6 protein-coding genes and 1 riboswitch are annotated in these 9774 nt (G+C 55.1%); of the genes, 1 reads left to right on the top strand and 5 read right to left on the bottom strand.

All coding sequences use genetic code 11. The annotated features are described in order from the left end of the window. Positions 1-243: 243 nt before the first annotated feature. Complete coding sequence (locus tag IM700_RS20870; protein WP_193418764.1) at positions 244-1644, bottom strand: NCS2 family permease; 1401 nt, start codon at positions 1642-1644, stop codon at positions 244-246. Positions 1645-1876: 232 nt separating this feature from the next. Next, a riboswitch (purine riboswitch) is annotated at positions 1877-1977 on the bottom strand. Positions 1978-2176: 199 nt separating this feature from the next. Between IM700_RS20870 and IM700_RS20865 the strand changes: the two genes are divergently transcribed. Further along, positions 2177-3427 (top strand): hypothetical protein, encoded by a 1251-nt coding sequence (locus IM700_RS20865; protein WP_204801188.1) that lies wholly within the window; start codon positions 2177-2179, stop codon positions 3425-3427. A 71-nt stretch (positions 3428-3498) separates the two neighbouring features. Here IM700_RS20865 and guaA read toward each other — a convergent pair whose 3' ends face one another. The 4 genes from guaA to IM700_RS20845 form a co-directional block, all read right to left on the bottom strand. Continuing rightward, positions 3499-5037, bottom strand: coding sequence for a glutamine-hydrolyzing GMP synthase (gene guaA, locus IM700_RS20860; protein ID WP_193418767.1), 1539 nt, complete (start codon positions 5035-5037; stop codon positions 3499-3501). A gap of 77 nt (positions 5038-5114) precedes the next feature. Next, positions 5115-7517, bottom strand: coding sequence for a DUF4129 domain-containing transglutaminase family protein (locus IM700_RS20855; RefSeq protein WP_193418769.1), 2403 nt, complete (start codon positions 7515-7517; stop codon positions 5115-5117). Next, complete coding sequence (locus IM700_RS20850; RefSeq protein ID WP_193418771.1) at positions 7504-8736, bottom strand: DUF58 domain-containing protein; 1233 nt, start codon at positions 8734-8736, stop codon at positions 7504-7506. Before IM700_RS20850 ends, IM700_RS20855 begins: the two co-directional genes overlap by 14 nt. Continuing rightward, the gene (locus tag IM700_RS20845) at positions 8733-9701 is read right to left on the bottom strand and encodes an AAA family ATPase (protein ID WP_193418773.1); all 969 of its coding nucleotides are present in this window, start codon (positions 9699-9701) and stop codon (positions 8733-8735) included. Before IM700_RS20845 ends, IM700_RS20850 begins: the two co-directional genes overlap by 4 nt. Positions 9702-9774 lie beyond the last annotated feature (73 nt).

Here is a 9774-nt window from a genome sequence, read left to right as displayed (position 1 = left end):
AGCGACAACTCTTATATTATATCAAGACATCCACTCAAAAGCAAGAACTTTTTTTTGAATCAAGTTCGTTTATTTTTCGTAAATGCCTATCGCTGCGAGCGACTTTTATAATATACCAAACCTCGGGAACAAACACAAATACAATACTTGGAAATCGTCATCCGGATTCGAGTATCTACTATATAAAAAAGAAGCCTGCATTCCCTAAAGGGACTGCAGGCTTGAGAGGCCTTTGTTTCGTACTTATCCTTGGCTGCCAAGGAAAATGTAACGAAGAATAATGAGGACGAACAATACCCACATCAACCAGTGAATGCTGTATTTTTTCTTGCCGAGCAGATTGGCTGCGCAAGCCAGCACCACATAAAACACGATCCCGAACGAAATCCCGTTCGCAATATTATAGGTGAAAGGCATCATCGTTACAGTCAAGAATGCCGGAATTGCTACGACCATATCGGTAAAATCAATCTCCTTGATCGATTGAACCATCAGTACGCCGACGATGATCAAGGCCGCCGCCGTAGCGGAACCTGGAATCAAAGCCGCGATTGGAGCCAAGAACAGTGCCGCCAAGAAGCAAACACCCGTCGTAACGGCGGTAAGGCCGGTACGTCCGCCTTCAGCTACGCCCGCCGCGCTTTCGACGTATGCGGTCGTTGTCGAAGTCCCCAGCAAAGCACCGCCGGTAACAGCCGCTGCGTCAACCAGCATGGCTTTGCCGACACGTTTTTTGCCTTCTTCCGGATTTTTCATGATACCTGCACGGGAAGCCGTGCCTACCAAAGTGCCGAAAGTATCAAACAATTCCACGAAAGTAAACGTCGCAATGGCGGAAATAATCCCCGTATGCAGAATACCATCCCAGTCAAACCGCGCGAAATTAATTTGCGTGAAGTCCGGAACCCAAGGCGTTTGCGGATCGGACAGAGTACCGAAATCGACAACACCCATCAGCAAAGCGACGATCGTGGTTCCCAGAATCCCCAGCAGAATCGCACCTCGAACCTGCAGGACCATCAGAATACCGATGAGCAATAAGCCTATCAAAGCGAGCTGAACGTCGGTATTTTCCAGGCTGCCCAAGTGGATGACGGTTTCAAAGGAAAGAACATCCGTAAACGTGTGCGCCGCAATATCACTGCCGGCTTCGACGCCGACCGTCATCAGTCCGCTGTTTTTCAGACCAATGATCGTAATGAACAACCCAATCCCGACCGTAATCGCATGCTTCAGCGAATCCGGAACGGCGTCAAGCAGCATTTGACGAACTTTAGTTAAGGTTAACAGGATAAAGATCAAACCCGAGATGAATACGGCGGTCAAGCCCATTTCCCAAGTAAACGGGTGATCCGTTGTTGCCGACGAAAGAATAACGGAAGCAAAATATGCATTAAGACCCATGCCCGGCGCAAGCGCTACAGGAAAGTTAATGAACAGGCCCATGGCGATCGTGAAAATCCCGGCGGAAAGCGCCGTTGCCAAGAAAACAGAATACCACCCCATATCGATCTGACCAAAAGCCGTCAGCGTGTTAGGGTTGACCGTAAGGATGTAGGCCATCGCCATAAACGTGGTCAGGCCTGCCATAATCTCCGTACGTACTGTCGAACCGTTCTGTTTCAGTTTAAAAAACCGATCCATGATAAAATTACTCCCCCTTAGAATATGACAATCAAGGTTCAAAAAGCCGGCGTTTCCGCACTACTTTATTGAATTCCCTTCGGAAAACGACAAAAAGCCCGAGGTGACATCCCTCGGGTTACCGTACGTCCAGAAGAAACGCAACCGTTCTGAAAGCCTACGGGCTTCAGAGAAGGAAGCAAGCTGGCAATCTAGTTCGGGTGATCCCGAAGCTTCGCCTAACCTGCACCAAAAATACGCTTCTTCTTTTCGTAGCCAGATCATTTACGGTGACCTCGTAGAGACTTCCGGGCCCATCCCCGGAATTATACGAAAAGGACTATGTTGTTTTGTCGATCTCCTGACAAGCCTCATGACGAAGGCTTATCACATCACTTATTCTAGGCCGAGGCCTCCAAATTGTCAACAGAAAAAACGAATATTCGATAAAGATTGAGCTTGTATTGTTCGCCATTTGAAGAAATCGTGAAGATTTACATCGTATTCAAAAATAACCGATATACCTGTTATATTCTGGTATGGGGGTTGTTTTATGAATCTATTAAGAAAGACGGCGCGAACTCTACTGGCTTTTGCCTTGCTTTTGTCGCTTCTCGGCATAACCGGCATAGCTTCTGCAGCCGGCTCGAATCAGGTGTCCATTGAGGTTGCAACGAGAGAGACCTCCCTGATTCCCGGCAGCAGCGTGATGATCAACGTTAAGCTATCCGATCTCACGCATGAGAACCAAAAGCTCCGGTCAGCGGTGCTTACCTTAAGCTATGATGAAAAAGCGTTTAATACCGAGGGCAAAGTACGCTTTGATGAGACTCTTGGAAAATACATATGGAGAGCCGATACTTATGTTATTCCATCCAAAACGTACGAGACTAAAGATTATCTCATTGAAGCTCCCTATCCAGTCGATCTAGATCCTGCGGATGGCAGACAAGAAGTGATTTTGTCGATCTCCGCCCTAAATAACAAGTTCATCCACTCCGAGAAGGATGAAGCCTTTATTTCATTTTACCTTACGGTGAACAAGGAAGCTCCGACTCAGAATACTTCGATCAATGTTCTTGCTGAAGAAACGGTGTTAAAGGATGCCGCAGGAAATTCCTTTAAAGCGTTTGAGTCAACGTACGCGAAGGTTTATGTCGGCATTCCTAAACAAATTGAGATTGTTCGTGGCACTCTCCCGCCCACTTCTGATCCTTTCAACGTAAGCTTGAACAGCGGCACGGAGCTAAACGCGCTGGCTATTTTCAATAATGGAGACACGTCCTATATCACGGAATTCACTTCATGGGACACGACCAATCAGCAGGTTATTACGTCACCCATTTACGGAAATATCCAGGCGGTCGCGTTAGGAAAAGCAGAGGTTACCGCTACTTTCGGAAATGTGACAGGTAAACACGAGGTCCAGGTATACCCGAAGGGGGCACCTGAGTTAATTAAAAAGGAAGTCGTCTACGTCACCCGTATCCCAGATGAGCGAATGTTTGCGAAGGCGGCAGTCGTCCAAATCAAAGTAAACGGAAAAACCGCCGGACCGGGACGGGTTTTTGACGGTGCCACTTACGTTCCGCTGCGATCGGTCAGCAACTTGCTGGGGATTGAAGTCAAGTACGACAATGTTAAAAAAAACCCAACCCTAAAAGGGAAGGCTGTGCCGCATTTCTATACCTTTTCGGGGACGACCTACATCTGGGCACGTGATCTTCCCGTGCTGCTGGGGGCTAAAATGAGCTGGGACAGCAAAAAAACGACCCTGAATATCGAAACCTCTGTTCAAAAATAACCCCACAAAAAAATGCTCTCTTTAATTTGCCTGAACCGGCATCTAAAAGAGAGCATTCGTTATTTTTCAACCTATTCCCACTCGATCGTCGCCGGCGGTTTCGACGTAATGTCGTAAACAACGCGGTTCACGTTCTCAACCTCGTTAACGATACGCACGGAGATTTTCTCCAGCACATCCCAAGGGATACGCGCCCAGTCAGCGGTCATGCCGTCGATGGACGTTACGGCACGGATGCCTACCGTGTAAGAGTAGGTACGGGCATCGCCCATAACTCCTACGCTACGCATGTTCGGCAGCGCCGTAAAGTACTGCCAGATCTCACGATCCAGTCCGGCTTTGGCGATTTCATCGCGCAGGATGTAATCGGAATCCCGAACGATCTTCAATTTCTCTTCGGTCACTTCGCCCAAAACGCGAATGGCGAGTCCCGGTCCCGGGAACGGTTGTCTCCATACGATTTCCCGAGGCAATCCCAACTCTTCGCCGACCTTGCGCACTTCGTCTTTGAACAGCGTATTCAGCGGCTCGATCAGCTTGAATTTCATGTCCTCCGGCAGCCCGCCCACATTGTGGTGCGATTTGATCGTTTGGGCCGTCGCGGTTCCGCTCTCGACAATATCCGTATACAACGTCCCTTGAGCCAGAAATTTGAAGTCATCGAATTTAGCCGACTCTTCGTCAAAGACGTAAATGAATTCGTTGCCGATGATTTTCCGCTTCCGTTCCGGATCGTCAACGCCAGCCAGCTTCGAAAGGAAACGCTCGCGCGCATCGATCTTGACGACCTTCATGTCGAACTTGCCAACGAAGGTCTCCATCACGCTCTCCGCTTCCCCCTTACGCAGCAGACCATGGTCGATGAACATGCAGGTCAACTGGTCGCCGATGGCTTTATGAATCAGCATTGCTACGACCGAGGAGTCAACGCCGCCGCTCAACGCGCACAGTACTTTGCCGTCTCCAACCTTGTCGCGGATATCGCGCATGGCATCCTCGATAAACGTCTCCATGCTCCAGTTGCCTTCACAGCCGCAGATCTCGTAAAGGAAGTTACGGATCATCTCGTTACCGTGCACGGAATGACGAACCTCCGGATGGAATTGCACGCCGTACATGTTGCGGTTCGGGTTGGCGAACCCGGCGATCGGTGCATGCTCCGTTGAAGCATCAACCACGAAGCCGTCCGGAAGCTGGGTCACGTGATCCCCATGGCTCATCCAAACCGTCTGTTTCGCATCGAGCCCGCGGGTTAATGCCGAATGTTCCGCAAAATCGACGTCTGCCTTGCCGTACTCGCGTTTCGCTGCGCGTTCCACCTTGCCCCCAAGCTGGTGCGCCATTAACTGCATGCCGTAACAGATGCCGAAAATCGGCACGCCGATATCGTACACGGCCGGGTCGATGTGCGGGGCATCCTCCGCGTAAACGCTGGACGGTCCGCCCGAAAACACGATTCCTTTCGGCGCGATTTCCCGCAGGCGTTCCACCGGCGTATTAAACGGCATTAGTTCGCTATACACGCCTAAGTCGCGGATCCTTCTTGCAATTAACTGATTGTATTGTCCTCCGAAATCAAGGACCACAATCATTTCATTTGGCTTATTCATGACCGAGCCTCCCTCAAATTATGACACCTATTATACGAAACGACAAAAGAGGTCGTCAAGGAAGCCCGGCGCTAACTTCAGCGGCGACGAAAGGCCAAATTCCGGCATTGTTCCAGGAACTTCACGCTTTCCTTTCGCTCTGGCCGCAATCCCCCGTAGTAGATCATCTCCCAGGTCCGCACGAACTGCTCAGTCGACTCGGCTTGAGATTGATCCGCGAGAAGCGCGGATTGGAGGTATTCCCGGGCTGTCATAGACGCAGGTTTAGGTCCGTAGACGATTGCCAGCTCGCGCCACACCCGATCCGCCGAAGCCAACAGTTCACGGCGTCCAGGAAAGGCACTTCGCAGGCGCAGGCGTCCAAAGGCAAGCGGGAGCAAGTGTCTGCGTTGCTTCACTTCCCTCGCCAGCAGCAATACGAAACCGACACCCAGCGCCAGGACGGTCCAATCGAACAAGCGCAGCTTCGGATTCATCGCGGCGAACTTTTTTGCGGCTAGATCGGTTAGTTTCGGCTGCAGGAGCTTGGCCACCTCGGTTGCTTTGGCTAACAGCGGAAAAGTCGCCTCAGCAACTGCGCCACTTAGCCCATGATCCGCTAAAGTGTTGACGCCTAAAACCATGGATGCGCCGAACCCCGGCGTCGGATCGAAGGCAACCCAACCGGTCTCGGGAAAATACACCTCCACCCATGAATGCGCATCAGCATACGTCACGGTATACCGATGCAGTTCAACGGAACCGGTGCCGCCAACGGTGGATGCAGGTGCCACTCTGCTGTCCGCTTCGGCAGCTGTCGTAGCGGCTGATGACACAGGTTCGCCCGGAGCGAAACCCTTGACCCAACGGGCTGGGACCCCGCCGCTGCGAAGCAGGATGACCATCGCCGTCGAGAAATGATCGCAATAGCCGATGCGGTCGACGAACAAAAAGCGGTCAACGAAATCGGCCCCTTCCGGCGGCTGATGGGAATCCAGGCTATAGGCGTAACGATGCTTCAAGTAACTCTCGACGGCGGCTGCCGCATCATAGCGGTTGCTTTCTCCGGCGACAAGCTGTTCGCCAAGTTTCCGTACCCGCTCCGGCAGAGCCTCCGGCAATTGCAGAAAGCGGTCCCGGACCTCCAGCGGGTCCGGCCCCTCCTCTTGGCGCAGCTCGTCTGTGGACGCTGTCGGCACCGAAGAGGTCAGCTCATAGCCGTAAATCTGCTCCGCCGAGGCGGCATAATCGACGATGAAGGCATCCGCCCAGGCGTCAAACCGGGGCTCCAACTGCACCGACTGACTCTGGTCTCCGGCGATGATCCGTTCCGCCTGGACCGGAAGCCCGCCCGACAGCAGGGCCACCCGCCCTGTCAACGGCGCTTCAAACGTCACCGTTTGGCGGATCAGCTCCCGGCCGGTGTCGACGCCGGCGACGGCAGCGGCGGCAGCGCCTAAGGCCATATCGCCCGCGAGGTCGCCGGAGCGCTCCGTCCCGGCGATCGTGGGCGAGCCTTCTCCGGCCGGTTGAATCCAGCCCCGGCCGGTGTACACGCTTTTGCTTTCGCCGCGCCAGTACGTATTGTACGGCGACAACGCCGTAAAATACGGGTCATGGCGCAGGCGCAGCGGCGCGCCCAGCTTGGAGTCGTCTCGGCCGTAGCCGGATACGCTGACCGCCGCGGCACCGCCCGGCTGTCCGGTCAGCTCGGCACCGCTCCAGTCCGACAAGCTGCGGGCGACCTGCTCCCAAGAGATCGCCCGCACCGGCTGCAGCAGCAGCAACGAGCTGAGCAGCGCCGCGCCGGCAACGCAAACGAGCACGACGCCCCCGCCGGCAACGCTCCCGATTCCCCGGCTCGCCCCGGACTCGCCGCGATGGAACGCCGCCGCTTGCAACGCCAGACCCAGCGCCGCCGTGCGGATGACACCTAAATACAATTCCAGGCCCACGGCTGCCTCGAGTACCAACAAATAAATCACAGTAGCTGACAAGAATAACAAAATGCTTTGGCGCGAGAGCGCCAGCATTTGTACGGATACGACCAGCAGTGTCCAGCCGATCAATAACAGCAGCGCCCGTGTCTCCATACTGATGGCGTAAAGCCTTCCCGTGCTCAAAAACTCGTCCAGATCGGCAGCGATCGTTTGCGCGTAACCGCTAAACCAGGATACCCCTTCTTCCCGTCCGAAGAGATACAGCATGGCTCCGGCGATCAGCAGCGGCGGTAACGGTGCAAATAGTCCGGACGGAAGACGCAGGCTACCGAACAGCAGCAATGCCCCGGTGAGAATAAAGAACAGCGGAATGAGCTCCGTTTGCCTATCCGGCATCATCGCGTGCAAGGGATACAACCATTCCCCGAACAATCCGAAAAGCAGCAGCGTGATCAGGATCCGCAGGATGGTCGAAGGCGCAGGATGGCTCCCTCGCCGAGAAGGAATCGCCGCCGCTAAGGTCCCTCCGGTCGTGAGCACTACGTGTTTAGGCGCTGACATGCTCGCTCGCCTCCTTCTGCCGGGACTTCGTTCGATACAACGTGAGATCCACTACCATGACGCCCCGCTCCCGTAGCCGACCCGCCAGTGGGATCGGTTGACCCGATCCGCCGAGACCGCCGGCACACCAAACCTCCGCGGTCACCCCAAGCTCAGCCAAATGCAGCAAGTCTCCGGCCAATTCAGTCGTAAGCCTACCCGTGATAACCGTAAGGCTTTGCCCTTGGGATAGCACCTCGGACCAATCCCTGCGGAGCAGTTCTCCTGCATATAGGCCGTCCCCCCGTCGAAGACCGGCGAGCTGTTCCAGGCCGCTCATCATGCCCTCGCGACCGGTGACCCGGCAGGGGCCGGCCATCGCTCCGTGGCTGAACCTGAGCTCACTAGCGCCCGAATCGCCGGCCTCACGACGCAGCCAAGTTGCGGCAGCTGAGATCGCCAGCTCAAAGCCCGCGGGATTCGAGTATTCCCCTTGCTGCGCGCTCAACAGCAAATACCTCGGCATCACGCCTTGTTCCTCAGGGATGCGGGAGAGCAACTCTCCCTTTTTCGCGGAGTATTTCCAATGAATTCGGCGCAGCGGATCTCCCGGTGCATAAGGCCTCAAACGGCCAGGCGCCGGGGAAGACATGACCAGTTGGGGCTGCCAAGCCCCGCCGCCCTCTTGCTCGCCCCGCTCCTCTGCTTCCGGCGGATCCGCCGCCAGGGGCGCGGGATGAATAACCATCACCTCGGCTGCAGCGGTGCCACGGCTGCGTTTAAACCAACCGAAGGAATCGCCCCAACTCAACCGTATGGGCATATCCTTGTAGACCCCCCGAGGCAAGCCTTGAATCGTATACATAGCCCGATAATCCCGACGGAATCCGGCGAAAAACAAACTACCGCCCCGGACCCCCGGGCGGTTCGTTCCTTGTCCAGCAGCGGCCCCAGCCAGCTCATCCTCAACCTGCAACCAGATGGGCGGTAGCCCTCCTTCGCAGCGAACCTTCAACGTGATAGTGACCGGTTCACCGGCAACCGGGAACTCCGGCTGCCAGGCACGCTCGACCTTAAAGCGCTTTGGGCCTAGCGCTTGCACCAGCGCGCCTTGCAACATGACAAAGCCAGCCAACACCAATAAGAACAAGGCTGATGCCCCGCCTCGCCATGCATACCAGCCCCCTAAAGTTCCCAAGAACACGATCGCTACCGGCCATCCCCATCCCGCGTTCTTCATGACGAACTCCCCGATGCCCGCGCGAAAATCGGCACATTGACCTTAGAGAGCACACTCGCCAGCGCCTGCTCTCCATCGATGCCGGCGAGTTTGGCTTCGGTCCGGAGCACGATCCGGTGCGTTAGCACGGCGGGTGCAACGGCCTTCACATCGTCCGGCGTGACGAACGTCCGCCCCTTGAAGTACGCCATCGCCTGTGCAGCGCCCATCCAGGCGAGCGTCGCGCGCGGACTTAAGCCCAGCGCAATTTGCGGATGACGCCGTGAAACGTCCGCGGCTCCAACCATATAGCGCTTGATGACATCGTCTACCAGGACGCCCCGCACCAGACGCTGCATCACGGCCATTTCCTCTGGAAGCAATACCGGCTTCAACTCAGCGGGATTTGGCGGATCCTGCATCCGGCTGAGCATAGCTACCTCCTGTTCCGGCTGGGGATACCCCAGCGTAAGCCGCATGAGGAAACGGTCCAACTGTGCCTCCGGCAGGCGATAGGTCCCCTCGTATTCGAGCGGATTTTGCGTAGCCAGCAACAGAAACGGCTTCGGCAATGCCCGCGTAACTCCGTCAATCGTCACTTTCCGTTCTTCCATCGCTTCCAATAACGCGGATTGCGTTCGCGGCGCCGCCCGGTTGATCTCATCGGCCAGCACGACGTTCGCAAACACCGGTCCGGGTCGAAACTCGAACTGACCGCTTTGCGCATGGTATACCGTTACGCCGGTCACATCGGAAGGCAACAGGTCCGACGTAAATTGGATGCGGCCAAACGAACCGCCAATGCAGGCCGCCAACGTGCGAACCAACATCGTTTTACCCACTCCGGGTACATCCTCTAGCAGAATATGACCGCCGCTCAGCATCGCCACCACCGCGAGCTCGATCTCCTTCTTTTTCCCTACAATCACCCGATCCACTTTGTGAACAAGCTGCTCCAACAGCGCCTGCGCTTGATCGTGATTCATCGTGACTTCCCCCTCCATTTCTAAACCATGGCCGTAATCTATCAACCAGTTTCCCCAGAAACTAGCGAAAATA

Origin of the sequence: Paenibacillus rhizolycopersici, from assembly GCF_014947195.2 — a bacterium.
GTDB classification, from domain to species: domain Bacteria; phylum Bacillota; class Bacilli; order Paenibacillales; family Paenibacillaceae; genus Fontibacillus; species Fontibacillus rhizolycopersici.
The sequence above is the reverse complement of the archived record's forward strand: the minus strand, read 5'-3'. Positions and strand labels throughout refer to the sequence as shown.

Excerpts from the sequence above, each read along its gene's own strand:
- IM700_RS20850 (WP_193418771.1), bottom strand. The coding sequence starts at position 8,736 with ATGAAGAACGCGGGATGGGGATGGCCGGTAGCGATCGTGTTCTTGGGA.
- IM700_RS20845 (WP_193418773.1), bottom strand. The coding sequence starts at position 9,701 with ATGAATCACGATCAAGCGCAGGCGCTGTTGGAGCAGCTTGTTCACAAA.
- IM700_RS20870 (WP_193418764.1), bottom strand. The coding sequence starts at position 1,644 with ATGGATCGGTTTTTTAAACTGAAACAGAACGGTTCGACAGTACGTACG.
- IM700_RS20855 (WP_193418769.1), bottom strand. The coding sequence starts at position 7,517 with ATGTCAGCGCCTAAACACGTAGTGCTCACGACCGGAGGGACCTTAGCG.
- IM700_RS20865 (WP_204801188.1), top strand. The coding sequence starts at position 2,177 with ATGAATCTATTAAGAAAGACGGCGCGAACTCTACTGGCTTTTGCCTTG.
- guaA (WP_193418767.1), bottom strand. The coding sequence starts at position 5,037 with ATGAATAAGCCAAATGAAATGATTGTGGTCCTTGATTTCGGAGGACAA.